The organism is Glutamicibacter nicotianae (assembly GCF_002797775.1).
Lineage (GTDB): Bacteria > Actinomycetota > Actinomycetes > Actinomycetales > Micrococcaceae > Glutamicibacter > Glutamicibacter nicotianae.
This window is the reverse complement of sequence record NZ_PGEY01000001.1, coordinates 3296903-3322519: the sequence shown is the minus strand read 5'-3', so window position 1 is coordinate 3322519 and position 25617 is coordinate 3296903. Positions and strand designations below refer to the sequence as shown.

The following is a 25617-nucleotide window of genomic DNA, read 5'->3' as shown; positions in this document are numbered from 1 at the left end:
TTCAGCCTCCCATGGGTTTTGATGAACTTTGCTGTAAACACACTGAAGCGACAGCAAACGCTTCACCCAGCCCTGCGCTCCAGTACGTAGGTTTTTCAGTGAACCCGAAAATCTGAGGATCGATGGAATCGAGTTTCGGTGAACTTACTGCGCGACCAACAGCTGATGGTTTTACCACATTGTAGATAACAGCTTCCTCAGCGCATGCGATCATTAGTGCGCCAATCGACAGGATCCGGTTTTGTGCATGGGAGTATGTCCATTGCGAATACTTTGCTGTGTCTAGCAGTGTCACCGCAGTCGCGTCCCATTCTCGAATGTCCGCGCCAATGCGTTTCTTGGTATCGAGCAGCTGAACTTCGCCTGCAAGGTTTGTACTTGGGGATAATTTTCCAAATGATCCTGGCAACGCACTTTGATAGTGCCCCTCCTCCTTTGAGTAGGTGATGGCCGCCAAGTACAGATCTGAACCTTTAATGCTTACTCCGATTGAAATCATGACCACATCTTTTCAGCTCTTATGGATTAAAGGGTAATTTGGTGCCCGATTTACTCGAGGATCATTCCCTGTTCAATACAGCCATTTCTTGTGGTAACCACGGCCTTTCGAGATAGGTAAGACGGCGACGGGTACCGCTATCACGGTGGCCGCGAGTGTAATCTTGCGTCTTCGTGGACACCGGATCTCGCCAGACCGTAGGCAAGCGACCTCAGTACATTGTGTTTGGTCACCCGTCGTGATGTTCCAAATCGTCGTGGTTAAATCTTGCATCTCAAGGGTTGCGATACGTTTCGAGATGGTATCTAAAACGTTCGTTTGTGACACACCATCCTGTCTTCTGGGCGGAAAATCTTCGAGAGTTGAAAACTCAACGGATTTCTAGTGCCACTTCGTCGCAAAACTCAGTCTCACAAACTATGCATCGAAACTATGACCGCGAGACGAGTATTGATACATTTCAAACCATGGGATACCTCCTCGGATACGCCAGAGTCTCCACAGGTAACCAAGACGCGCAACTTCAGCTCGGCGCACTCACCAAAGCCGGTTGTTATCGCATTTTCACCGACACCGCTTCCGGCGCCCTCAAATCTCGGCCCGAGCTAGATTAGCTCGTGGAAGGCCGGATGTAGCAGATATAGCTTGCGGCAAGATGTGGCCACCGCACTTGGCAATAGAAATATGAGGTACTCCTTTATGCGAAGAGACCGGGCTTCCACACCTCTGGCATTGGTCATAGCAATGAAAAATGTCAGGGCCATGCAAGCGGCACTTGCACCGTCGAAGGCTATTGTTCAACATGACAACTTGGCGACGCACCGTGCTCTGCTGGAAGAAATCAATCCCAACATCATGAGGCAATAGGGCGACCAGCAAGTCTGGATTGACGGAGGGAATCTAAGCCCTCATGCAGCCCAGTCCGTTCCCCCGCATCATGAGCGAGTTGCCGAACTCATGGACGACTTGGTTAAGTTCGCCAATCGTGTCGATCTTCCAATCCTCGTGCAGACAGCAATCGCTCATGCCCAGTTCGAGACGATTCACCCGTTTCCTGACGGCAACGGCAGGGTTGGCCGGGCGCTGATCCAGGCAATACTGCGCGGTACGCAATTGACGCGCAGTGTCACCGAGCCGGTCTCTGCCGGCTTGCTCCACGACACCACCAGCTACTTCAACGCACTGGATTCTTACCGTTCCGGAGACATCGCGCCGATAGCAGCAGCAGCCGCCAACGCTTCTTTCGCGGCGATCAGCAATCGCCGGCTTCTGGTAAACGATCTTGACACTGTCCAGAAGCAATGGCGAGAACAGGTCAAAGAACGACGGGATTCGGCAGCGAATCGGCTAGTGAGCATCCTGCTTCGCCAACCAGTCATCGACAGCTCATCCGCTGCCGCAGAACTTGGGATCACGACCGTCAATGTGCAGATTGCTATTAACCACCTGGTTGATGCCGGGATCCTCGTGCAAATCACGAACAGGAAACGCAATCGCATTTGGGTAACCAAGGATGTTGTGAGGGGGCTAGACGAATTCGTGGCCAGAGCTAAAAGGCGCCGGTAGAGGAAGCGATTGAGCATCCACGCCGGCAGTCCAGTTTCATCGATTTCAGGGCTACTGGCGGCATCAAGCGGCAATTTTCGCTTCCCCGAGACTTGCAGGAACCACGACGCGAATTTGCACCGTATTCGTTTGAACTAGTGAAGTCCCCGAACTGTCGAGTCCAGAACGTAGTATCGATTCCATGAGTGATGTGCTTTCCCGGTTTGGTGCGGCCACCCGCAAGTGGTTCACCGACGTCTTCTCGGCGCCCACGGTGGCGCAGAGCGGCGCCTGGGAATCCATCTCCGACGGGAAGCACACGCTGGTCATCGCCCCCACCGGGTCAGGCAAGACCCTGGCCGCGTTCCTCTGGGCCCTGGACCGGCTGCACCATGCGGAACCCGACGCGCCGGCGCTGCCCGGCATGGAATCCGATGCCGACCATCCGGCAGGCACCGGAACCAAGGTCCTCTATATCTCTCCGCTGAAAGCCCTGGGCGTTGACGTGGAGCGCAACCTGCGCTCACCCCTGGCCGGCATCCGCTCCACCGCCCACGAGATGGGGCTCTCCCAGCCATCGGTCACCGTGGGCGTGCGCTCGGGAGATACCCCGGCCAATGACCGGCGCAAGCTGCTCAAGGACCCACCCGACATCCTGATCACCACGCCCGAGTCGCTGTACCTGATGCTCACCAGCCAGGCCCGCAAAACCTTGGACCAGGTGCATACCGTCATCATCGACGAGGTCCACGCCATCGCCAATACCAAGCGCGGCACCCACCTGGCCCTTTCCCTGGAGCGGCTCGACGCGATGCTTGCTGCCCCGGCCCAGCGCATCGGGCTCTCGGCCACTGTGGAACCGCCCGAAGAAGTCGCCCGGTTCCTGGCAGGCTCGGCACCAGTAAATATCGTGCGCCCGAAATCCACCAAGAAGTGGGAGCTCGCGGTGCGGGTCCCGGTCGAGGACATGACCGACTTGCCGTCGGCGGCCGGCGCCCACGACCTGGGACCCGGTTCCTCCCCGGCGGCCTCAGCCAGCATCTGGCCGCACGTGGAAAACCAGCTGGTGGATCTGGTGCTGGAGAACCGCTCCACGATCATCTTCGCCAACTCCCGTCGCTTGGCCGAACGCCTGACCGGGCGGCTGAACGAGATCTATGCCGAACGCGAGGGGTTCAGTGCCGAGGATACTTCCACATCCACCCCGGCAGTGCTGATGGCCCAGGCCGGATCCACCGCCGCCGCGCACCCTGAGGCACCGCTGCTCGCCCGAGCCCACCACGGCTCGGTCTCCAAGGATGCCCGCGCGGCGATCGAAGAGGACCTGAAACTGGGCAAGCTGCGCGCCGTGGTGGCCACCAGCTCGCTGGAACTGGGCATCGACATGGGCCTGGTGGATCTGGTGATCCAGGTCGAATCACCCAATTCGGTCTCTTCCGGGCTGCAGCGCGTGGGCCGTGCCGGTCACCAGGTCGGCTCGGTCTCCCAGGGCATCTTCTTCCCCAAGCACCGCGCGGACCTGCTCTCTACCGCACTGGTGGTCACCCGCATGCGTGAAGGCAAGATCGAGAAAATGGCCATGCCGGCCAACCCGCTCGATGTCCTGGCCCAGCAGACCTTGGCCGCGGTGGCCATGGAGGACCTTGAGGTCGAAGCGTGGTACGACACCGTGCGCAGGGCCGCGCCCTACCAGCAGCTGCCGCGCAGCGTGTACCTGGCGACCTTGGACATGATGGCGGGCAAATACCCGTCGGACGAGTTCGCCACCCTCAAGCCGCGGCTGATCTGGGACCGCGATGCCGGAATGCTCAGCGCCCGCCCCGGCGCCCAGCGCCTCGCGGTGATTTCCGGTGGCACCATCCCGGACCGCGGGCTGTTCGGCGTCTTCCTTGCGGGATCCGAGGATGACAAGGCCCCCAAGCGGGTGGGCGAGCTCGACGAGGAAATGGTCTACGAGTCCCGCGTGGGCGACGTGTTCGCGCTGGGCGCCACCAGCTGGCGCATCGAGGACATCACCCACGACAGGGTGCTGGTCACCCCGGCCTTCGGCCAGCCCGGCAAGCTGCCCTTCTGGCACGGCGACGGGCTGGGCCGCCCGGTGGAACTCGGAGCGGCGCTGGGCGAATTCACTACCGGGCTGCTGGCCGGCGAGCGCAGCGCCTCCGCCGCCGCGCTGCGCGAGCACGGGCTGGATCCCTTCGCGGCCGAGAACCTGCTGAACTACCTGGGCGAGCAGCGCCAGGCCACCGGGCAGGTGCCCAACCACCAGAACTTCGTAGTGGAACGCTTCCACGATGAGCTGGGCGACTGGCGGGTCATCCTGCATTCGCCCTTCGGCCTGGCGGTGCACGCCCCGTGGGCGCTGGCCATCGGGGCGCGCGTGCGCGAACGCTGGGGCCTGGACGCCTCTGCGATGGCCGCGGATGACGGTATCGTGCTGCGCATCCCGGCCATGGATGATGAGCCGCCGGGTGCCGACCTCTTCGCCTTCGAGGCCGATGAGATCGTGGACGTGGTCACCTCGCAGGTGGCCAACTCGGCACTGTTCGCCGCGCGATTCCGCGAATGCGCGGCCCGCGCCCTGCTGCTGCCGAGGATCAACCCGACCAAGCGCACCCCGCTGTGGCAGCAGCGCCAGCGGGCCAGCCAGCTGCTGGACGTGGCCCGCAACTACCCGGATTTCCCGATCATCCTGGAGACCGTGCGCGAGTGCCTGAACGACGTCTACGACCTGCCGGCCCTGACCGAGATCCTGGGCCAGGTCTCCTCCCGCGCCATCCGGCTGGTGGAAGTCACCACCGAGCTTCCCTCGCCCTTCGCCCAATCGCTGCTCTTCGGCTACGTGGCCCAGTTCCTCTATGAGACCGACGCCCCGCTGGCCGAACGCCGCGCCGCCGCGCTGAGCCTGGACCCGGTCCTGCTCGGCGAACTGCTGGGCCGCAACGATGTGCGCGAAATCCTCGACCCGCAGGTCATCGCCGCCCTCGAACAGCAACTGCAGCACCTGGCGCCGAAACGCCGGCTATCCGGGATGGAGGGCGCCGCGGACCTGTTGCGCCTGCTCGGCCCGCTGAGTGCAGAACAATTGGCACAGCGCCTGCGCTCCCCGGACGATGAGCAGCAAGCCCTTGATGCCGAGTCCGCACGGGACCATGCAGAATCCCTGGTGGCCACCCGCCGCGCCTTCACCCTGCGGGTGGCCGGGCAGCTGGCCTATGCGGCCATCGAGGACGCGGGCAAGCTGCGCGATGCCCTGGGCACCCCGCTGCCCACCGGCATCCCCACCGCCTTCCTTGAACCGGCGGCACAGCCAATCGAGGACCTGGTGTCCCGCTTCACCCGCACCCATGCCCCGTTCACGCTGTCCGAGCTGTCCGCCGCGCTCGGCCTGGGCGTCGCGGTGCTGCGCCCGGTGCTCGACCAGCTGGTGGCGGCCGGCCGCCTGTCGCTGGGGGCGTTCCGTCCGGTGGAGCTGATCCCGCCTGGAATCAGCGGGGATGAATACTGCGATGTTTCGGTGTTGCGCACCATCCGCACCCGTTCGCTGGCCGCGTTGCGCGCCGAGGTGGAGCCGGTGGACCAGCCAACGTTCGGACGTTTCCTGCCCGCCTGGCAGCAGGTGGGGTCCCGGCTGGAAGGCAGCGACGGGCTCTACGAGGTGCTGACCCAGCTGGCAGGGGTTGAAGTTCCTGCCTCGGCGCTGGAATCATTCATCCTGCCCGCCAGGTTGCACGGCTACCAGGCATCGTGGCTCGATGAGCTGACCAGCAGCGGGGACGTGCTGATCTGCGGGGCCGGGGCCGCCGGCGGCAAGGACGGCTGGCTTTCGCTGCACACCGCAGAGTTCGCCTCGCTGAGCCTGCCAGCCCCGGACATATCCCAGCTGGAGTCGCTGGCCCGCCGGGTGCTTGATTCCTTCGACGCTACCGGGGCCTACTTCGTGCAGGAACTCGCCGCCCGGCTGCACTCGGAAGAGGGGCTGCCGCCCACCGAGCAGGAGATCACCGAGGCCTGCTGGCAGCTGTTCTGGGCGGGGTTCATCTCCCCCGACACCCTCGCTCCGGTGCGCGGCTACCTGGCTGGCGGCACCACCGCGCACAAGATCGCCAAGCCGGCGCCGCGTGCCCGTGCCGCCCGGCTGAATCGGCTATCCGGGCTTACCCGGCTAGCCCGGGAACAGACGGCCGGACAGCTGGCACGCAACACCCGCGGCTCGGCCCGCTGGTCGCTGCTGCCCGCCCCTGCGCTGGACCCGACCATCGCAGCGCATGCAACCGCGGAAATCATGCTTGAACGCTACGGGGTGCTCACCCGCGGTTCGGTGGCCGCCGAATCCGTGCCCGGCGGCTTCGGCCAGCTCTACCGGGTGCTGTCCAAGCTGGAAGAGGAGGGCCATGCCCGCCGCGGCTACTTCATCGAGAAGCTCGGCGCCGCGCAGTTCTCCACCGCCAACACCATCGACCGGCTGCGCACCTTCACCCTGCCCGATGACCCGCAGCGCCAGCCGCAGGCTGTGGTGCTCGCCTCCACGGACCCGGCCAACCCCTACGGCGCGGCCCTGCCGTGGCCGGCCACGCAGACCGGGCACCGCCCGGGGCGCAAGGCCGGGGCGATCGTGGGTCTGCTGGACGGAGAATTGGCGCTCTACCTGGAGCGCGGCGGGCGCACTGTGCTCGCTTTCGGCGAGCCAAGCGAAGAGTCATGGCGGCTGCTGGCAGGAAATCTGGTGGCCGTGCTGCGCACTGCGACAGTGGACAAGCTGGCCATTGCCACGGTCAACGGCGAGCCGGTCCTTGAGCACCCCCTCGCCCACGCGCTGCTGGCGGCCGGATTCTATTCCACCCCGCAGGGGATCCGCTTCCGGCGCTAAGCTGCAGCGCAGTCAAGCACCGGCGCTACTTGCGCGCCCTGCCCCAGATCCAGGCAGCATTGGTGACCTCGAAGAGAACCTGCCCATCGCAGCCGAGCGAGCCATGCAGAGTCACCAGGGCCCGGTCCTCGCGCTTGAACTGGATATCGGTGATTTCCAGTTGCCCGTGCAGTTCCATGCCGGGACGCACCGGAGCATGGAACTGGATATTCTCCATCGCCCTTCCGGCCACCACCCACCAGTGCCGGTAGGCTCCCAGCACTGCCAGGCGCTGGAAGATCGCCAACGAGTGGATGCCGCTGGCGATGATGCCGCCGAAATGCCCCTGCTGCGCGAACTCCGCGTCGGTGTGGAAACGCTGCGGATCCCACTGCATGGCGAACGCGTGCAGATCCTCGTCGGTCATCTTGTACGAGCCCAAATCAACTACGTCCCCGACTGCCAAGTCCTCGGCATAGATGGTCGGTTCGGTCGGCTCGATCTGTTCTGTTGCTGCAATGCCCATGCGCCCAGCGTAGGCGACGGCTACGGCGAACTGCGCTTCGTTACGTCCGCACCGTACGATGGGTTCCTGGATTGATTCGAGGGAGGATGCATGCCAGAAGGAGATTCCGTCTACCGGGCCACCGCCCGGCTGCACCGCGCGCTGGCCGGAAAAACCATCGTTCGCTCGGACTTCCGGGTTCCGTCGCTGTCCACCGTGGACCTGGCCGGGTACATGGTGTCCGAAGTCGTCCCGCGCGGCAAGCACCTGCTGGTGCGTCTGCATCCGCCCACGGACCCAGACCCTGCCTTCAACCATCCTCCCCTAACCCTGCATTCGCACCTGTTGATGGAGGGCCGCTGGGACCTCTACGGCTCCGGCGACCGTTTCAAGCGCCCCGCCCACACTGCCCGTGTGGTGCTGCAATTCACCGGGATCACCGCGGTCGGATTCGACATCGCCCAGGTCAAGCTCGTGCCCACCGCCGACGAGCAGGAACTTGTTGGCCATCTGGGCCCGGACCTGCTCGGCACGGATTGGGATGCGCAGCAGGCGGCCGCGAACTTCCGCGCGCAGCCGCAGCGCGGCATCGGCGAGGCGCTGCTGGACCAACGGCTGATGGCCGGGGTCGGCAACATCTACCGCAGCGAGGTCCTGTTCCTCACCCGGCTGCATCCGCTCACTCTGGTGGGGCAGGTGGTGGGCCTGGAGAAAGTCATCGAGATGTCCCGGCGCCTGCTGGAGGTCAACAAGGACCGGCCGCGCCGGGTCACCACCGGCCTGGCGCGCGCCCGCGAACCCTATTGGGTGTATGGACGCGCCAGCAAGCCCTGCCTTCGCTGCGGCACCACCATCCAGGTCTTGAAGATCGCCGCCGAGGACTCGGGGCTGGAACGCGACTGCTACCTCTGCCCGTCCTGCCAGCCGGCACCGCGCAGCTGAGGCCGCGGATCAGCGTGCTCCCGGCAAAGATGGGAGAATATCCCATATGGCTATGGAATCCCCGCTTCCCGTTCGCAACGGCGTCAATGCAACTCGGCTTCGACTCCCGCGGACCGGTTCATGGGCAACTGTCGCCGATTATCTGCTCGAACGCTTTGGCCATGTCGATCCCGAGGGCATTCTGCGCCGCTTCGATGAGCAGCAAATCGTTGGCCTGGGCGGCACTCCGCTCACCCGCCAGACTCCCCTGGGCGAGCATGAATTCATTTGGTACTACCGCTCCTTGCCGGAAGAAACCCCGATCCCCTTCGAGGCCAGAATCCTGCACCAGGACGAACACCTGCTGGTCGTGGACAAGCCGCACTTCCTCCCCACCACACCCGGTGGACGCTTCATCCAGGAATCCGCGCTGGTGCGCTTGCGCAACCAGACCGGCATCGACGACCTGGTGCCGATGCACCGGCTGGACCGTGCCACCGCCGGCGTCATTCTTTTCGCGGTGAATCCGCAGACCCGAGGTGCCTACCAGATGCTTTTCGAGCGCCGGGAAATTGCCAAGCGCTACAAGGCGGTCGTCGCCCTGCAACCCGGTGAAGGACTGGAAACCGGACGCGTGCTGCAACCCAACGGCGGGCATTCGGAGGTCAAAACCGAAACAGAACTGCGCGATCTGCTGCAGCGCATGCCGCTCGTTTTCGAAAACCGGATGTCCAAGGTCAAGGGCCAGCTGCGTTCAATTGTGGAAGAAGGCGAGCCGAATGCCCAGACCCTGATCAAGGTCGAGACCATTGGAACCAGCCATGGTTTCCATTCCGGGACCGAGGTTGCCTTGATGGATCTGGAACCGCATTCGGGCAAGACCCATCAGTTGCGGATCCACTTGGCTTCCCTGGGCCTGGGCATCATCAATGATGCGTTCTATCCACGGCTGTGGGATCTGGCTCCTGATGACTACCGGCGCCCGCTGCAGCTGCTGGCGCACACCATTTCCTTCACCGATCCGTTGACCGGCGCCGAACGCAGCTTCAGCAGTGAGCAACGGCTGGCGGAAGCCCCTTCAGTTCAATAACCCCTTCTCATGTGGGAGGAACTGGCCTAAGCTGGTGCCCAATATCCCGTGACACATAAGGATGAAGGCAAGATGGCCGAACACGAGTCGACCCCGCAACTTGATTCCCTCGTGGCCTCGGCCCGTTCCGCCATGGCATCGGCCAGCGAACGGACCTCCTTCGAGTTGCCCTATGCACCTCCGGATCATTGCCCCAACCCTGTGGTGGAGCCCTTCGACAAGATCCGCGGATATCTGCTGGGCGCTTCGGGCCTGCTGCTGTTGCTGACCACGTTGGCGTTGTCTTCCGGATTGCATGCACGAGCCCAAGCCAGCTTGCTGGATACCAGCCTGGTGCACTCGGTGCTGTGGCCGGCACTTGCCATCGCGCTGGTCCTCAGCGCAGCGTTCTCGCTGCGCAGCGACCAGCTGTCGGCCCGGCGCCAGCGGATCATTTCCATCTACTCGATCCCGGCAACAGCGTTGATGGCGTGCGCCATCACCCTGGCGTCCGGCTTCATGCCCGTCGGCGCTGCCATCCTGGCGACCATCGCTTCGCTGCTCTCCCTGTACGGCGTACTGCAGCTGAACAAGAATACTGCGCGCAACCGCTTGGAGCGTTGGGCCACCGACGCCCCGATCAGCTTCTTTGCAGGTGCCAGCATGGTTTACGCCCTGCAGCTGTGGTTTGCCGCGGCCGGCTGGCATGACGGCGAGCACGGAATCCAGGCCGCCCTGATAACTGCCGGAATCTCGGTGGCCGCCGGCGCTTTCGCCCATTCGGAGCGCGGCCGCCATGCGCTGGCCAGCGGCTACGGGATCTGCATGATTGCTGCCGCCATCCAGGGCTGGCTGAAAGATTCAGCGCCGCTGTGGGTCTGCGCGGTCTGGATCTTCATGGCCCTGCTGGTGTTCCTGATGGCCGAGAACCGCCGGTTCCAGATCAGCCATGCCGAGCACCGGGCGCAGCGCGGCAAAACCGTAGAATTCTAGGTTCTGCCACGCCCGCCACAAATGCTTAACGCGGTGCCATGCGGATGGCGCCATCAAGGCGAATGGTTTCGCCGTTGAGCATCGGATTGGCCACGATATGCTCCACCAAAGCCGCGTATTCTTCCGGACGTCCCAAGCGCGATGGATGCGGCACCTGGGCACCGAGCGAGTCCTGGGCTGCCTGCGGCAATCCTGCCATCATCGGCGTATGGAAAATGCCCGGCGCGATGGTCATGACGCGGATCTGGTGGCTTGCCAGCTCTCGGGCCAGGGGAAGGGTCATCGCGGCTACGGCTCCCTTGGACGCCGCGTAGGCGGGCTGTCCGATCTGGCCGTCAAAGGCGGCCACCGACGCGGTGTTGATGATGACGCCGCGTTCGGTGGTTCCCTGCTCGTCGTTCAGCGCTTCGCTATGCGCCATGGCTTCTGCGGCCAGGCGGATCACGTTGAAGGTGCCGTTGACATTGATGTCCAGCACCTTGGCGAAGCGTTCCAGCGGCAGCACCCCGTCACGGCCCAGCACCTTGCCAGGTGTCGCAACGCCGGCGCAATTGACCAGCACGCGCAGGGTGCCCAGTTCCTTGGCACGTTCGATGCCGGCGGCCACCTGCTGCGCGTCGGTGACATCGGCAGGCACGAAGCGGACATTCGACCCGATCTCAGCCGCAATTTCATCGCCGTCCTCGCGCGGCAGGTCGAGCACCACCACGTGCTTGGCCCGGGCGGCCAGCGTGTGCGCCGTGGCACGCCCCAATCCCGACAGGCCGCCGGTGACGAGAACGACTGAATCCTGCAACTGCATGCTTGCTCCTTCGTAGACAGTGAACCTGTGATCTACATTACTGGCCAGTTGCGCCCAGGCGAAGAAGCTTGCCAGCAGGCACGGAGAAACCGCTGGATCCCATGATGGGATCCAGCGGCTCTCGTACGCTTCCGCTGCCTAGTGGCTCGGAACCTTTGCAGGTTCGGCTTCAGCGGCAACGGACTTGTTCTTCCCGCCGAGCAGGAAGCCGATGACCACGATGCCCACGCTGCAAGCAGCACCAACCAGGAAGCCAGGCTGGAAGCCTTCAACCGAAGCGGTTAGCGGGTCGACGCCGTCCGCGATCTTCGAGGCGGTGGCCGCGGCGACAACGCCAACGAGCAGCGCGGTCCCCATGGCGCCAGCCAACTGCTGCAAGGTGGACAGCAGGGCCGAACCATGCGAGTGCAGGCTGTGCGGCAACGGGTTCAGCGCAGTGGTGAACGCCGGGGTGAAGATGAAGGCCAGGCCCAAGCTCATCACCAGGTGCATGACAACCAGCAGCCAAATCGGGGTATCCGCGTTCAGGATCATGGCGTAACCAAGCAGGGACACCAGAAGCACCACGGCGCCGGGAACGATCAGCGGACGGGCGCCGACCTTGTCGTAGAGCTTGCCGACCATCGGTGCCAGGATGCCCATCAGCAGTCCGCCCGGAAGCATGATCAGGCCGGTGGTCAGGGTCTCAATGCCCAGCACGCTGGTGAAGAACATCGGCAACAGGATAATCACGCCGAACAGCGAGATCATCGAGAACATCATCAGCACCAGCGAAAGGGTGAAATCCTTGTAGTTCAGCGGACGCAAATCCAGCAGCGCCTTGTCCTCCTTCTGCAGGTTCAGCTGCAGGAAGACGAAGGCGACCAGGCACAGGACCGCGCCGACCAGGATGCCCAGGTTCAGCGGGGTGATTCCTGCCGAGAGGCCGCTCAGTCCGTAGACCAGGCCGCCGAATCCAGGGATCGCCAGGATCAAGGAAGGAATGGACAGCGGAGCCGAGGCGCCGTCGACGTCCTTGGACAGCCGCGGGGTACCAATCAGCAGGGCTGCTACCGCAATCGGGATGATCACGATGAACATGAAGCGCCACGAGAGGAACTGCAGGATCAGGCCGGAGAGCGTCGGGCCGATGGCCGGAGCTACGGAAATCACGATGGAGACGTTGCCCATCAGCACGCCGCGGCGCTCGGCCGGGACCAGATGCAAAATGGTGGTCATCAGCAGCGGCATCATGATGGCGGTGCCGCTGGCCTGGATGACACGGGCCAGCAGCAGGACGCCCAGACCCGGCGCGAGTGCAGCCAGCAGGGTGCCGAGGGTGAATAGGCCCATCGCCAAGACGAAGACATTGCGTATGCTCAGCCGCTGCAGCAAGAAGCCGGTCATCGGAATGACCACGGCCATGGTCAGCATGAAGATGGTTGACAGCCACTGGATTGCGTCAGCGGTGACATTGAATTCAACCATGAGCACAGGCAGAGCCACGTTCATGATGGTTTCGTTCAGGATGACCACGAAGCTGGAAACAATCAGCACCGCAATCGTGGTGAAATTCTGTTTGCTCAGTCGTTCTGGAGCGTTCGTCACGGCAGGAATCTGCTTCCACGAGGATTCGGAAAAAGGAAATGCCATTTGATGCCTGCAGCTGTTCGCCGGACTAGAAATTCAAATAGCTCTACCGATTTTATCGCTTGGGAATGCGGCGCACTAGGGTTGCGGGAAATCCGCATCAGTGAGTTCGGCAACACAGATCCAGCCTCATGGAATGTCGAGGGTTTGTGTACCAAGATAGAACCATGAACGTGCGCACACCTGACCCATACCCTGGATGGCTCTCCGAGGAAGACCTCTACGAGGCACGCCAGCGCCTGCCGATGCTCTACGTCGAGGCCATTCCCGTGCGCCTGGATCCACTGGGCTATGTCAACGAGGTGGGCCTGCTGCTGACCGGCGATGACGATGGCCGCATGCTGCGCACCTTCGTTTCGGGCCGGGTGATGTACCGCGAGACCATTCGCGCAGCGTTGATCCGCCACATCGAAAAGGATCTGGGCACCATGGTGCTGCCGCAGCTTCCGGCCTCACCGGTGCCATTCACCGTTGCCGAGTACTTCCCGGCGCCGAGCGAAACCGGCCTGACCGATGATCGCCAGCACGCAGTGTCCATGTGCTACATCGTGCCGGTCCGCGGCGAGACCAGCCCGCGCTCCGACGCCTTGGAACTGACCTGGCTTTCGCCAACCGAAGCGCTCAGCTCGGATATCCAGGGCGAGTTCGCGGGTGGCCGTGAAAATATTCTCCGTCAGGCATTAGCCCACGTCGGAGTGAATATCTAGTTCTGTTTTCCGCCCTTGGGGACGATTCCCTGACGACGCTTGAAGATCGATCCGACCCAGCTTCCCAAGAGCACGCCGAGCATGCCCACGATGCAGCCGATCAGTGTTTCGACCACGCGGTCGTACATCACCGAGCCGCTCAGGCCTGTGGCCAGCGAGACGCCGACAAGCGCCATCGGGGTAATGAAGACCTGCGCCAAGAAGTAGTTGCGCATGACCAGCAGCTCGGCCATGAACTGGCAGAAGCCGATGAAGGCAAGCAGGATCCACACCTGCGGATTCAGGAAGATCAAGATCGCCATCAGGATCACCCCCACCAAGGTGCCGAGCATACGGTGCACGCCGCGCCGGATGCGCAGGCTAGTGGTGTGCCCAACCAGGGGAACCACCGCAGCCACCATCGCCCAGTAGTTGTGCCCGGCTTCCAGGCTGTTGCCCAAGGTATTGGCCAGGGCACCGGCGACGCCGGCCGTCAGGATATAGAACAGCCCTTCCCACCAGATGGCTTTGCGGACGTTATCCGACAGCGGCGGCAACGGGGTGCGCTTCCACAGGCTGGTCCACTGCCCGAGCGCCCCGGCAGCGCCGATGGCTATCGACAGCAAGATCGTTAAGCCCGCCACGAGCAGGGCCTCGCCAAAGGGCGCGGGCCCAGGAATCGAGGCAATCGCCGCAAAAGCGAAGATGTGGAACAGCGAACCGCCAGGCCGCAACCGCATGAAACCGACCAGCACCGAACAGGCACCGGCAACGAGGGTCGTCGCGCCAACGACTTGCCACTGCTTGATCCCGGGGTCCGAATGGTCGATCCACCAGTGGGAAACGGCCAGCGCCAAGGCAATCACCGCGAAGAACAAGGCACCGGAACGGACCTGCATCCGCAAGCGGTTCCAGTAGCCATCCACGCGCCCATACACGCCGGTGAAGGCACCGAAAACGGCAAAGACCACCAGGTCCAGCCGGTCAATCGCGAAAAGGGCAAGCAGTGGCGCAAAAACACCTACGCCAGTGCGCAAGCCGATCCAGTGGTCTTTGCGGGCAGGCCCCAGCGTCACCAGCGCCTTGGCGGACTCCTTCAGATTCTGCAGGGCCACATCTTCCTTCCGTCGCGTTGGACACAACACGTATGCCCATTATTCGCGCTTTGCCTTGTGACACGTTAGGTTTTGGCGCACATTGACCCTGTCGTTTTCCTCACCGCGCAATTAATACGGCAAACTTGTTACGTGCCCGAAAAGAACTTTGACCCCAGTGCCCCGCATGCCCGCCAGAACGAATTCGGCTTTGAAGTCGGAACCCGGCTGACCGCTGAAGACGGTTCCCCGATGCTCGGGCGTACCGGCGTGATCCGTACCCCGCACGGCGAAATCAAGACGCCAGCGTTCATTGCCGTAGGCACCAAAGCCACCGTCAAGGCGGTCACCCCCGTTCAGGTCGAGGAGCTTGGCGCGCAGGCAGTGCTGTCCAATGCCTACCACCTGTACTTGCAGCCGGGGGCGGACATCCTCGATGAGGCCGGCGGCCTGGGCAAGTTCATGGGCTGGGAAGGTCCAACCTTCACCGATTCGGGCGGATTCCAGGTCATGAGCCTGGGTTCGGGCTTCAAGAAGGTCATCGACATGAAGTCCGTCGACCAGTCGGGTCCGGATGATGCTGTGGCTCCGGGCAAGGAACGCCTGGCCAATGTGGATGAGGACGGCGTCTGGTTCAAGTCCCACCTCGACGGCACCAAGCACCGCTTCTCCCCTGAGATCTCCATGGGCGTGCAGCACCAGATCGGCGCGGACATCATGTTCGCCTTCGACGAGCTGACCACCCTGCAGAATTCCCGCGGCTACCAGGTCGAGTCCCTGGAGCGCACCCGGCGCTGGGCCGAGCGCTGCATTGCCGAGCACTTCGCCCTGACAGATTCCCGGGCGGGCAAGGATTACCAGGCGCTGTTCGGAGTCATCCAGGGCGCCCAGTACGAAGACCTGCGCCGCAAGGCCTGCCAGGATCTGGGAGCCATGGCCTTCGACGGCTTCGGCATCGGCGGCGCCTTGGAAAAGGAGAACCTGGGAACCATCGTCGGCTGGTGCGCCGAAGAACTGCCCGAGAACAAGCCACGCCACCTGCTGGGCATTTCCGAGCCGGATGACATCTTCACCGCCATTGAGAACGGCGCTGACACCTTTGACTGCGTCTCGCCCACCCGCGTGGCCCGCAACTCGGCGTTCTATACCCCCTGGGGCCGCTTCAACCTTTCAGGTGCACGCTACAAGCGCGACTTCACCCCACTGGTGGAAGGGTGCGAGTGCTATGCCTGCAGAAACTTCACCCGTGCCTACATCCACCACCTGTACAAGTCCAAGGAACTGCTCAGCCACACGTTGATTTCCATCCACAATGAGCAGTTCACTGTTTCGCTGGTCGAGTCCGCGCGCCAGGCCATCGAAGACGGAACCTTCTTCGAACTGAAGGACAAGGTGCTCTCCAGCTACTACGCTGGCAAGCCCGATCCGCAGGGCCAGCCGGTTACCCAGTAGGCAAGGACTGCAAGAACAGCCAAGGCATCGGTTCTCCACGCGTCAGCTAGCGCACGGAAAACCGATGCTTTGGTCTTTTCTAAGCTGGAATGCGCTGCCCTGCGCGGATCATCGGCAAATGCATGATCCCGTCGTCGTCATAGTCTTCCCCGGAACGCTGGAACCCGAACTTCCCGTACCAGCCCTCCAGCTGGGTCTGGGCGCTGAGCTGGAACCGGGATAGCCGATAGCCAGGCCCCTGGTTTCCAGCTCGAATGTGTCGTCTTGACCTGCCTGCATATCCTCGACTCTAATGTCCGGATACAGCTGCGGGCATCGCTCTCACGGATGATGCCCACAGGATGATCAGCTTTCGACAGCCGTTTGGCTGTAGCCGGGCTCGCGCTTCTTGAACCATTTGATGACCATTGAGGTCACCGGAACGAACAGGATTTCCACTGCAGTCTTGTAGATGAAGCCCACCACCACATAATTGATGAAGCTCGGTACATCGGCGATGCCGATCACCGGCGCGGCAATGGCGCAGAAGATCAGGGTATCCAGGAATTCTCCAACACCGCTGGAACCGATAAGCCGGAGAATCAGTCCACGCTCGCCGGAACGTTCCTTGAGTTTGACCAGCACCCATGAATTGGCGAACTGGCCCACCAGGAAGCCGCAGGCCGAGGCGACGACGATCTGCCAGATCGGGCCCAGCGTGCGTTCAAGAGCTTCCTGCCCGTCGTAGAACTCGGCTGCCGGCAGCTGGATCATGATCCAGAAGCAGAACACCGCGAAGAATGCCAAGATGAACGTCACGAGGATCGAACGGCGGGCTGCCTTCAATCCATACACTTCCGAAATGACGTCGCCCAGGATGTAGGCCAGCGGGAAGAGGAAGAAGCCGCCATCGGTGATGAGCGGTCCGAAGCTGACGCCTTTGGAGGCGCCGATGTTCGAGAGAATCACGACAGCGCCCATCAACGTGAGCACAGTGGAGAAGTAGGGGGAACCCGAAGAAGCGAATACCGCGTTCTTGGTTCGGATCAAATTGTTGCCGGCGGTGGAATCGCCCATGAAATTTTCCTTGTCAAAGTGGTTCGCCAGAACATCGTCCTCATGGCACGGCCCGACCCATGAATCAACAGGGTGGGGTTGCATGCCTACGCACTGTCCCGCTGTATTAGCACTTACGCAACAAGTATCCCACGCACAGCTGGGGCCAAGTTCTCACCTGTTGCCCGCCAACCATGTTTCGAGAATCAGGATTTTCTGAAATTCATATCTCACTAGCCACTCTTCGGACTATGAATTCGAGGAAACAAATGGAGCAGTGACCGCTCTCCCGTACTTGAGCGTTAAATTTTTCCTTTTTTGAACGCGTTCAAATAATTGCTAGAATCGAATCCAACCGCTTTCCGTTCAAAGGCCCTATGACAACGCAACCCCGCACCGAAAAAGGTCAGCAGACCCAAGCCAAGCTCTTGGCTACTGCTTTGGAGTGCTTTGCCAAGGATGGGTATAAGGCCTCGAGCATGCGTGCCATTGCCGCGAAGGCAGGGGTTTCCCTGTCACATGCCTACTACTACTTCAAGTCCAAAGAGGACATCGTTGCCCAACTGCTGCTCAACCTGCGCAGGGAGCAATATGAGCAATGTTCGGGAATGCTCAATGAAGGCAACACGCTCGAAGCCAATATCCGCGCCGTGCTCGATTCGGGCGTCGAAGCGTTGGCCCAGTATCACGATTTCGGGCCGGCATTCCTGCGCTTGATACTCTCGCGCGACATGGGCAACGACGAGATCTCGCGCATCGAGTTGGAGCTCTGGGAGAAAGTCGTTGCCGGATCCCGCCCATTGCCGCCAATGGGCATCCGACGGGATCTGCCGAAGTTCCTGCTGCTCGTCTCCCGCCAGATCTTCTCCGCATGGGCCTTCGACCAGTCGCCGCAGCAGCGCCGCTCCAGGCTGCTGATGAAGAATATGGCACCGGTTGCCGCCAAGTTTGCCGTGCTCTGCCGTTTGCCCGTGGTGCGCTCGCTCTTTGAAGATGTCCTCGCACTGATGGATCCCGAACCAGCAGAACTCGCCGCGGCAGCCGAGTCGACGCCTGCCCAGCTAAGAAGGCCCAAGGCCTCCTGAAATGCTGCGCATCGCGCTAGCTGGCAAACACCCAGACACAGAGTTCCGTATCACCGCGGGTTAAGGCGTAAAGTCAAAGATGCCGATAGGTGATCCCTAGCGAACCAAAGGAGAGCGCAGCACTATGAGCGCAACGGCACGAGCACTGCCAAGCTGGACCCACGACTACGCCACGCTGCGTGATCGCATTGCTTCTTTCCCGAACCAGCATGAGATTCGCTCGGTCAACCAGGACGGCGAGGACGTGGAAATCCTCCGCTACTGGCCTGATGCTTCCTGGGCAGTGCCAAAGGATGCGCAGCGCTTGATCCTCTTGGGCCCGCCCAACGACAGCACCGCTGCAGAACTCGCCAAGGCAGGCTGGCAGCAAAGCACGACCATGCACCTGCTGGCCGGCAAGCCTGACGATGTCGAGCAGGTAGTCAAGCTCGCCGACACATCCGGGCTTTTCGAAGCTCCCATGGACAACTACGACGTCGTCGAGGTGACCGACTTCGACCGCCCGGTAGCCCGAGGACGCATGCGCTACGGCGAGAACTACGGCTTGCTCACCGACCCGGACCTTTTCTCTCCTGCAGATCCCGATACGGCCCGCCGTGCAGTGCTGGCAAACTTCGCTGGCGCCGCGTTCGGCCATGGACTGCCTTGGCTGCTGCTGGTGGCCACCGCAGAACATGCCCAGCAGCTTCCAGAAGGCTGGTCCAAGGCAACAACGCTCAGCTTCTGGCAGCACGACTAAACCCATTCCCTGCCCGCACTACCCGCAATTGAGACAATGACTAATACAAACACCGCTTCTCCAGCAATGACCCTGACCATCGCCGGTTCCGAAGCCACTGGCGGCGCTGGCGCCCAGGCCGACCTGAAGACCTTCCAGGAACTGGGAACCTACGGCATCGTGGCCTTGACCTGCATCGTCTCCTTCGACCCGAAGGATTCCTGGAACCACCGCTTCGTTCCAGTTGACCAGCAGGTCATTGCCGATCAGCTCGAAGCCATCCAGGCCTGCTACGAGGGCAAGCTCGGCACGGTCAAGCTGGGCATGATGGGCTCTCCAGCAACGATCAACACCGTCGCCACTGCGCTGAAGTCCCGGGACTGGGAGAACGTGCTGCTGGATCCGGTGCTGATCTGCAAGGGCCAGGAACCAGGCCACGCACTGGACACCGACGAAGCGCTCAAGTCCACCCTGCTGCCGCTGGCCACGTTTGTCACCCCGAACCACTTCGAGGCCGAGCAGCTCTCGGGAATCAAGATCACCACCGAAGATGACCTGGTCGAAGCCGCCAAGAAGATCCACGAGGCCTCCGGCGCAGCGGTCCTGGCCAAGGGCGGTGTCCGCATCGCCGGCGAAGACGCCGTGGACGTGTTCTACGACGGCAGCACCCTTGAGGTCCTGCGCGAGAAGAAGATCGGCGAAGTCGCGGTCTCCGGCGCAGGCTGCTCGCTGGCCGCCGCCGTCACTGCAGAGCTGGCCAAGGGCGCGACCCCGCTGGAAGCTGCCCGCACCGCCAAGGCGTTTGTCACCGAAGGCATCCGCAACCGCGTGTCCGGCAAGACCCCGTTTGACGCACTGTGGCAGGGCGGCCGCCGCTAGGCCCCAGCCGCTGGACTTGTTGCTGGCCAGTGCCGTTCACGACAGTGGCCAGCAAACTGCTTTAAGCGTGATCACAGTCGTTGGCCTAAGCCCACCGCACTTGTTATCGGTATTTCGGAAGTGCTCGAAATCAATGCGTGGAGAACCACAGGAAGGGGCGGTCGGCTATGCAAGCCACTTTGACGCTCTGCCCGTTCGTCTGCGCATCGAACGGGGTTGTCAACGCATTTTCCGCTTAGGGCACCTGCCTTGGGCGTTGTTCTAGCGCCCCAATTTCTCGATGTCTCGCAGACCTCAAAACCTTTGACGATTAGAGACTCCGCGCGCCGGTAAAATGCCCGCGGACCATTTGAGGATTTCCCATGCAGCCATTGACCGAAAAAACCATCCGCTCTTCCTTCATCAACGCCAGCCGCCAGGAAGCGAAGAAATTGACCCTGCCCGAAAACTTCGACTCCCTCGATTGGGATTCGCTCGATTACCTGGGATGGCGCGACCCGAAAATGATGCAGCGCGGCTACCTGCTCCACACCGATGGAACGGGCCGGACCCGCGGCATCCTGCTGCGTCCCACCGACGGTGGCCGCAAGCCGAATAACGCCACCATGTGCGAGATGTGCCGCGATGTGAATATCCCCTGCGCAGTAGGCATGTGGACGACCAAGCGCGCTGGCCAGGCCGGGCGCGACGGCAACACCTTGGGGACCTTGATCTGCCTGAGCTTCGAGTGCTCCCGCAACGTGCGGATTCCGCCTCCGAAGAATCCGATCTATCCGGATCCGATGGTCGTCGTTGCCGAGCGAATCCAGCTGCTCGACGAACGCGTGCATAGCTTCCTGAACCGCCTCTAGAAGGCAGGAGGAGCCAAGCCGATTCCGGCTCAACCCGCCCAGCAAGTAGTGAACTGATGAGTAACAAAGCGTCTAAAATTTTCTCAAGGATTAGCGCGCTCATCAGGCCTCGCTGGGCGGGTTTGTCGCAGTGGTTCGCGGATTTCATTATGAAATTCCCAAGCCAGCTCGATATCCGGCCAAAGGTCACTATTCAATAACCCCTTGATATATGAGCTGGGTCACCTAAGATTCCAGCTAGGGGTATACGCACTAGCGGACGTTTACCCCGGACGATCATCAAGGCTCGCACTGCTTTAATGTCGCCCGCCCATGACGGGAGCAGTACCGCTATCCAGCCCAGCTAGGAGAATCATGGTCACTCGCCGCACGCAGAGAGTGCCGCGCCTGATTTTGGGATCAGCCACTGCACTTGCATTGGCCGTTACCCTCTCAGGACCGGCAAGCGCAGCAGGAATCCCCCAACCAGGCGACGGCGAAAACGCCGCTTCCCTGCCAATCACCAATTCACCAGCGCTCTCCAATTTGAAAGTCTCCGGACCGCTTGCCAAAGCTACTGGCGAGGTGTCGGTTTACGTTCAGCTCCAAGGCAATGGCGCCTTCGAGACGGTGAAGAAGTCCGGCAAGAAGAAGGATGCCGCCAAGGTCAAGAAGATGGACAAGGAGGTCAAGGCCAAGGGCAAGAAGCTGGCCGCCGAGTCCAACTCGAAGGTCATCTACACCACGCATAACGCACTGCAGGGTGTCGCCCTGACCGGCGATGCCGCAGACTTGCGCAAGCTGGCCGAGCGCAGCGACGTTGCCAAGATCAGCTCCATCGTTCCCAAGAAGCCTTCAAACCGCAGCTCGGTAGTTGACACCGGAGCCCTGGAATCCTGGAAGGCCCTGGACAAGACCGGCGAAGGCGTCAAGGTGGCCGTGCTGGACACCGGCGTGGACTACACCCACGCCAGCTTCGGCGGCCCGGGCACCCTGGAGGCCTACAAGGAAGCCCAGGCCTCTGAAGAGCTGCCCAGCGCAGACTCCGGCCTGATCGACCCCGACAAGTTCATTGGCGGCTGGGACCTGGTCGGCGACGACTACAACGCAAACTCCGACGACCCCACCTACCAGCCAATCCCCCATCCGGACCCAAACCCGCTTGACTGCCAGGCCGCCGGGCACGGCTCCCACGTTGCCGGCACCACCGCAGGCTACGGCGTCAACGCCGATGGCTCGACCTTCACCGGGGACTACTCCTCGCTGGACGCCGACGCACTGGCGAAGATGAAGGTCGGCCCTGGCTCGGCTCCTGACGCACAGCTCATCGGCATCCGCGTCTTCGGTTGCGGCGGCTCCTCCGCCGTCGTCGGCCAGGCGCTGGACTACGTCCTCGACCCGAATGGCGACGGCGACTTCTCCGACCGTGCCGACGTGGTCAACATGTCCCTCGGGTCGGATCATTCCCCGGCCAATGACCCTGAAAACGACATTGTCGATGCCCTGAGCGCAGCCGGCATCCTCTCGGTTGTCGCTTCCGGCAACGCCGGCGATGTCACCGACGTGGGCGGTTCCCCGGGCAACTCCCGTTCCTCGCTGACCGTCGCCAACTCCGTCGGCTCGCACGTCACCTTGGACAAGATCCAGGTGGACGCTCCAGAAGATGTTGCCGGCTCGGCCTCGGGCCAGTACTCGGCAAACTTCAACTACACCAATGCTGATCCGGCTGCCCTGTCCGGAGAAGCTGTGATGGCTCCGGCCGATAACGCATTCGGTTGCGAGGCGTTCGAAGAGGGTTCGCTGGAAGGCAAGTGGGTTTGGCTGCAGTGGAGCGAAGGCGGCGAGTTCCCTTGCGGTTCCGGCGTCCGCTTCAACAACGCTGAAGCCGCCGGTGCCACCGGCGTCCTCTTGGATGCAGAAAGCAACCTGTTCGATGCGGGCATCGCCGGCAACGCGACCATCCCGGGTGCGCAGTTCACCTTGGACGAGTCGAATCGGCTGCGTCCAGCAGCTGAAGCGGGCACGCTGAAGGTGACCCTGTCCCCTGAATTCGTTGGCGGTTCCTCCAGCGAGTCCGGCGTTGGCGACACGTTGAATTCTTCCTCCTCGCGTGGCGTCCACGGTTCCAACGGCGTGGTCAAGCCGGATGTGGCTGCCCCAGGCACCCAGATCGGCTCGGTTGGCGTCGGCACCGGTACCGGCACTGCCGTGATGACCGGTACCTCTATGGCGACCCCGCTGGTCGCCGGCATCGCCGCGCTGGTGCTGGAAGACACGGACTACACCCCGTACGAAGCCAAGAGCATCATCATGAACACCGCGGCCACCGACATTAAGGACGCCGACGGCGAAGCCTACGGTCCTAACCGTGTTGGTTCCGGTCGCGTCATGGCCGATGCGGCACTGCAGACTCCTGCCTTCGCCTACGATTCCGAAGCAGCGGACCTGACCAGCGTGGTCTTCGGCGTCATGGAACTGGACGGCAAGAAGCCGTTCACCGCGAAGCGGGAAATCACCATCGAGAACACCAGCGGCAAGGCGCAGACCTACGATGCCAACTACGTGGCAGCTACCGAGATCCCGGGTGCAACCTTCACCCTGGATCGCAGCAGCGTCACCGTGCCGGCCGGCGGCAGCGCCAAGCTGAATGTCACCCTGAAGGTCGACCCGAAGCAGTGGGCCAAGACCATCGATCCGACCATGGCTACCAGCCAGTCCGGATTGGCCCGTGCCTGGGTCGCCGATGCAACCGGCCGTGTCGAGCTGACTGCGAACGATGCCCCAACCCTGCGCATTCCAGTCCAGGCAGCACCAAAGCTGGCTGCTGACATGGAAGGCAAGCTCAAGAAGCTGAAGAAGGGCGCGGACACCACCAGCCTGAGCCTGAAGGGCAAGGACATCACCGCAGGCGAGGGCGCTACCTCGGTCACCTCGCTGCTCGGCGCTTTCGAGCTCGGCGCTTCGAGCGCACGCGGCGATGACTCGCTGGACAGCATCCCAGCTGCCCGCTCGATGGACCTGCAGCATGTTGGCGCTTCGAGCACCGCAGGCCGCACCGGCATCGCTGACGGACTGCTGAATATCGGCATCTCCACCTGGGAAAACTGGGCCCACCTGGCCGGCGGCACCGAGCTGGATGTCGAGATCGATACCAATGGCGACGGCAAAGCCGACTTCGTGACCTTCAATGCGGCATTCGATGAAGTGGACCTGGACCTGGCGGCGACCTTCAATCTCGCCACCGGCGAGCAGGTTGACCTGCAGCCGGTGAACGGCGTGCTGGGCGATGTCGATACCAACACCTTCGACACCAACGCGGCGATCTTCCCGATCTCTCTGGCGGCACTGGGACTCGATGAGGATTCGGCAGAGATCTCCTACCGTGTTCTGGGCTACTCCTGGTACAACACCGATGAGAACGGTGCAATGATCCCGGTTGACCAGACCGACTGGATCGATTTCAACGTGGCGACGCCACAGGTTGATTTCGGTGCGGAGGGGACCCTGTTCACCGATCTATCCGGAACCAGCATCCCGGTAACTGTCGCTGACAGCTCCAAGGCATCGAAGGCGCTGCTGCTGCACCTGCACAACGGCAGCGGCGACCGCGCCCAGGTTCTGGACGTGACTGACGGAAAGACGAAGGGCAAGAAGTAGGCCTTACGTCTCCCAAAACCAGGCCCGGGGCACTTCCTAGCGAGTAAGGAAGAGCTCCGGGCCTATCTCTTTTAAGATTCCGTCCTATGGCCTATTGGCTGCGCAGCTTCTCTTCCAGGACTAGCACCGCCGCTTCCCTGACTTTGCCCGCGAATTTGCTGTCGGATTTCGCTTCGGCAGCCAGCGCCTTCGCCATGGTGATGGCCGGAGCCGAATTCACGCATAATGGAACCGTTCCGCCAGCGGCAATGAATTTCACGGCACGCTCGCCCACCGGCACGTGGCCGACCTGCTTGGCTTCGCAGAGATCATCGGAAATCACGATACCGTCGTAGCCCATTTGCCCACGCAGCAAACCGGTGATGATCTTCGAGGAGAACGGCGCATCATTTTTCGTATCGAGCCGGGCATAGCGGGCATTGGAGACCATGACCCAGGACTTACCCTGCTCGATAGCCTGCTCGAATGGCTGCAGATCGCTGGAGCCCGCACCGATCTTCGTATCTGTCACCCCGGTATTGGTATCAGTATTCTCGGCAACCCTGCCCAGTCCTGGGAAGTGCTTGACCACCGGTTGCACCCCTTGGGCGTGCAGCGCTTCATTGACCATTACGACGGCTTTGGAAACACCGGCGGCGTCATGGGCGTACTCGCGGCCGAAGTAGCCGATGGGTGCGTTGCTGGTGCCGATGCTGGATGGAACTACGTCAGCCACCGGAGCCAGATTGACGTTGATGCCGGCTTCAGCCAGCTGCTTTCCGGCGGTTCCCACTTCGCGTTCCAGCTTTGAGGTGGACCACTGGCCCTGCTTCAACGCCGTGGGCAGTTCGGCAAAGCCTGCTCCCTGGAGCACCCGGACAAAGCCTCCCTCCTGATCGGTGGCCACCCAGACCGGCAGCTGCCCGGGAATGCTGGATTCCAGGTCCTGGGTAATTTTTCGGACCTGGGCAGCAGTCTGCTTGACCGCCAGCTGGGAACGCCCGCGCAGGAAGACATTGGAAATCCCCTGCTTCTTCATCGCTGAAATTTCCGCGGCGGATGCGCCGGTTGCCGGAACACCCGCCATCACCAGGCTCGCTGCCTGTTCGCTGGCGCTCAACTCGTCAACCAATTCTTCGGCTTGCTGGCGCAGCGAACGTTCTTTGCTCTGGCTAGGGGTTGAACTCTCCTCAACGCCGGCAGTGCTCGACGGGCTTGGAGAGTCCCGCTGCGCGGGCGCACTCGTGCCGCTCGGGCTGCTGTCGCTGGGGGCGGGCGTGCTTGGAGCTGGTTCTCCGGCATTCGGCGCACTGCAGCTGGCGAGCATCGCTGTCATCAGGATTCCGGCTGACATGATCTGCATGGCACGGGTCATCATGAATTCATCCTC

Annotated in this window: 21 protein-coding genes; 13 read left to right on the top strand and 8 right to left on the bottom strand. The window is 62.2% G+C overall.

Annotated features, from left to right (window positions below; translation table 11 throughout):
- Window position 1: 1 nt before the first annotated feature.
- A complete protein-coding gene (locus tag ATK23_RS16420; protein WP_157066423.1) occupies window positions 2-499 on the bottom strand; it encodes a hypothetical protein in 498 nt (165 codons plus the stop codon).
- Between the two features lie 419 nt (window positions 500-918).
- Between ATK23_RS16420 and ATK23_RS15445 the strand changes: the two genes are divergently transcribed.
- From ATK23_RS15445 to ATK23_RS15435, 3 genes are all read left to right on the top strand, one after another.
- Entirely contained in the window at window positions 919-1113 is a 195-nt protein-coding gene (locus ATK23_RS15445; protein WP_322787553.1) for a recombinase family protein, read from the top strand.
- Window positions 1114-1384: 271 nt separating this feature from the next.
- A complete protein-coding gene (locus tag ATK23_RS15440; protein WP_211286084.1) occupies window positions 1385-2065 on the top strand; it encodes a Fic family protein in 681 nt (226 codons plus the stop codon).
- Window positions 2066-2246: 181 nt separating this feature from the next.
- Window positions 2247-6914 (top strand): ATP-dependent helicase, encoded by a 4668-nt coding sequence (locus ATK23_RS15435; protein WP_066143868.1) that lies wholly within the window; start codon window positions 2247-2249, stop codon window positions 6912-6914.
- A 25-nt stretch (window positions 6915-6939) separates the two neighbouring features.
- Here ATK23_RS15435 and ATK23_RS15430 read toward each other — a convergent pair whose 3' ends face one another.
- A complete protein-coding gene (locus ATK23_RS15430; RefSeq protein ID WP_066143863.1) occupies window positions 6940-7419 on the bottom strand; it encodes a MaoC/PaaZ C-terminal domain-containing protein in 480 nt (159 codons plus the stop codon).
- Between the two features lie 90 nt (window positions 7420-7509).
- Between ATK23_RS15430 and ATK23_RS15425 the strand changes: the two genes are divergently transcribed.
- From ATK23_RS15425 to ATK23_RS15415, 3 genes are all read left to right on the top strand, one after another.
- Entirely contained in the window at window positions 7510-8340 is an 831-nt protein-coding gene (locus ATK23_RS15425) for a DNA-formamidopyrimidine glycosylase family protein (protein ID WP_066143861.1), read from the top strand.
- Window positions 8341-8392: 52 nt separating this feature from the next.
- A complete protein-coding gene (locus ATK23_RS15420) occupies window positions 8393-9409 on the top strand; it encodes a pseudouridine synthase (protein WP_066143859.1) in 1017 nt (338 codons plus the stop codon).
- A gap of 72 nt (window positions 9410-9481) precedes the next feature.
- On the top strand, window positions 9482-10381 hold the full coding sequence (locus tag ATK23_RS15415) for a hypothetical protein (protein WP_066143855.1): 900 nt from the start codon (window positions 9482-9484) through the stop codon (window positions 10379-10381).
- 25 nt (window positions 10382-10406) lie between these two features.
- Here ATK23_RS15415 and ATK23_RS15410 read toward each other — a convergent pair whose 3' ends face one another.
- On the bottom strand, window positions 10407-11183 hold the full coding sequence (locus tag ATK23_RS15410) for an SDR family NAD(P)-dependent oxidoreductase (RefSeq protein WP_066143853.1): 777 nt from the start codon (window positions 11181-11183) through the stop codon (window positions 10407-10409).
- 138 nt (window positions 11184-11321) lie between these two features.
- A complete protein-coding gene (locus tag ATK23_RS15405; RefSeq protein WP_066144150.1) occupies window positions 11322-12770 on the bottom strand; it encodes an MDR family MFS transporter in 1449 nt (482 codons plus the stop codon).
- 209 nt (window positions 12771-12979) lie between these two features.
- Here ATK23_RS15405 and ATK23_RS15400 point away from each other — a divergent pair, with 209 nt between their 5' ends.
- On the top strand, window positions 12980-13519 hold the full coding sequence (locus ATK23_RS15400) for an NUDIX hydrolase family protein (RefSeq protein ID WP_038992495.1): 540 nt from the start codon (window positions 12980-12982) through the stop codon (window positions 13517-13519).
- Here ATK23_RS15400 and ATK23_RS15395 read toward each other — a convergent pair.
- A complete protein-coding gene (locus ATK23_RS15395) occupies window positions 13516-14613 on the bottom strand; it encodes an FUSC family protein (protein WP_066143851.1) in 1098 nt (365 codons plus the stop codon). The two genes, ATK23_RS15400 and ATK23_RS15395, sit on opposite strands and share 4 nt — an antisense overlap.
- Before the next feature lie 132 nt (window positions 14614-14745).
- Between ATK23_RS15395 and tgt the strand changes: the two genes are divergently transcribed.
- Complete coding sequence (gene tgt / locus ATK23_RS15390) at window positions 14746-16044, top strand: tRNA guanosine(34) transglycosylase Tgt (protein ID WP_038992496.1); 1299 nt, start codon at window positions 14746-14748, stop codon at window positions 16042-16044.
- A gap of 79 nt (window positions 16045-16123) precedes the next feature.
- On the opposite strand, the gene ATK23_RS15385 is transcribed toward tgt, so the two are convergent.
- A complete protein-coding gene (locus ATK23_RS15385) occupies window positions 16124-16234 on the bottom strand; it encodes a GNAT family N-acetyltransferase (RefSeq protein WP_245858524.1) in 111 nt (36 codons plus the stop codon).
- 155 nt (window positions 16235-16389) lie between these two features.
- On the bottom strand, window positions 16390-17100 hold the full coding sequence (locus ATK23_RS15380) for a queuosine precursor transporter (protein ID WP_066143848.1): 711 nt from the start codon (window positions 17098-17100) through the stop codon (window positions 16390-16392).
- Between the two features lie 356 nt (window positions 17101-17456).
- On the opposite strand from ATK23_RS15380, the gene ATK23_RS15375 reads away from it, so the two are divergent.
- The 5 genes from ATK23_RS15375 (at window position 17457) to ATK23_RS15355 (ending at window position 24248) form a co-directional block, all read left to right on the top strand.
- Window positions 17457-18164, top strand: a complete 708-nt coding sequence (locus ATK23_RS15375; protein WP_083515688.1) for a TetR/AcrR family transcriptional regulator — start codon at window positions 17457-17459, stop codon at window positions 18162-18164.
- 124 nt (window positions 18165-18288) lie between these two features.
- Entirely contained in the window at window positions 18289-18903 is a 615-nt protein-coding gene (locus ATK23_RS15370; protein WP_066143842.1) for a hypothetical protein, read from the top strand.
- Between the two features lie 36 nt (window positions 18904-18939).
- Window positions 18940-19761 (top strand): hydroxymethylpyrimidine/phosphomethylpyrimidine kinase, encoded by an 822-nt coding sequence (locus ATK23_RS15365; RefSeq protein ID WP_066143839.1) that lies wholly within the window; start codon window positions 18940-18942, stop codon window positions 19759-19761.
- A gap of 362 nt (window positions 19762-20123) precedes the next feature.
- Window positions 20124-20612: an FBP domain-containing protein gene (locus ATK23_RS15360; protein WP_066143835.1), complete on the top strand. Its 489-nt coding sequence runs from the start codon at window positions 20124-20126 to the stop codon at window positions 20610-20612.
- Window positions 20613-21176: 564 nt separating this feature from the next.
- Complete coding sequence (locus ATK23_RS15355; RefSeq protein ID WP_245858461.1) at window positions 21177-24248, top strand: S8 family serine peptidase; 3072 nt, start codon at window positions 21177-21179, stop codon at window positions 24246-24248.
- A gap of 91 nt (window positions 24249-24339) precedes the next feature.
- Here ATK23_RS15355 and ATK23_RS15350 read toward each other — a convergent pair whose 3' ends face one another.
- Entirely contained in the window at window positions 24340-25605 is a 1266-nt protein-coding gene (locus ATK23_RS15350; protein WP_157801667.1) for a glycoside hydrolase family 3 N-terminal domain-containing protein, read from the bottom strand.
- Between the last annotated feature and the right edge of the window lie 12 nt (window positions 25606-25617).

Coding starts and splice junctions, on each gene's coding strand:
- ATK23_RS16420 (WP_157066423.1), bottom strand. CDS start 499: ATGATTTCAATCGGAGTAAGCATTAAAGGTTCAGATCTGTACTTGGCG.
- ATK23_RS15445 (WP_322787553.1), top strand. CDS start 919: ATGCATCGAAACTATGACCGCGAGACGAGTATTGATACATTTCAAACC.
- ATK23_RS15435 (WP_066143868.1), top strand. CDS start 2,247: ATGAGTGATGTGCTTTCCCGGTTTGGTGCGGCCACCCGCAAGTGGTTC.
- ATK23_RS15430 (WP_066143863.1), bottom strand. CDS start 7,419: ATGGGCATTGCAGCAACAGAACAGATCGAGCCGACCGAACCGACCATC.
- ATK23_RS15425 (WP_066143861.1), top strand. CDS start 7,510: ATGCCAGAAGGAGATTCCGTCTACCGGGCCACCGCCCGGCTGCACCGC.
- ATK23_RS15420 (WP_066143859.1), top strand. CDS start 8,393: ATGGAATCCCCGCTTCCCGTTCGCAACGGCGTCAATGCAACTCGGCTT.
- ATK23_RS15415 (WP_066143855.1), top strand. CDS start 9,482: ATGGCCGAACACGAGTCGACCCCGCAACTTGATTCCCTCGTGGCCTCG.
- ATK23_RS15410 (WP_066143853.1), bottom strand. CDS start 11,183: ATGCAGTTGCAGGATTCAGTCGTTCTCGTCACCGGCGGCCTGTCGGGA.
- ATK23_RS15400 (WP_038992495.1), top strand. CDS start 12,980: ATGAACGTGCGCACACCTGACCCATACCCTGGATGGCTCTCCGAGGAA.
- ATK23_RS15380 (WP_066143848.1), bottom strand. CDS start 17,100: ATGGGCGATTCCACCGCCGGCAACAATTTGATCCGAACCAAGAACGCG.
- ATK23_RS15375 (WP_083515688.1), top strand. CDS start 17,457: ATGACAACGCAACCCCGCACCGAAAAAGGTCAGCAGACCCAAGCCAAG.
- ATK23_RS15370 (WP_066143842.1), top strand. CDS start 18,289: ATGAGCGCAACGGCACGAGCACTGCCAAGCTGGACCCACGACTACGCC.
- ATK23_RS15365 (WP_066143839.1), top strand. CDS start 18,940: ATGACTAATACAAACACCGCTTCTCCAGCAATGACCCTGACCATCGCC.
- ATK23_RS15360 (WP_066143835.1), top strand. CDS start 20,124: ATGCAGCCATTGACCGAAAAAACCATCCGCTCTTCCTTCATCAACGCC.
- ATK23_RS15350 (WP_157801667.1), bottom strand. CDS start 25,605: ATGATGACCCGTGCCATGCAGATCATGTCAGCCGGAATCCTGATGACA.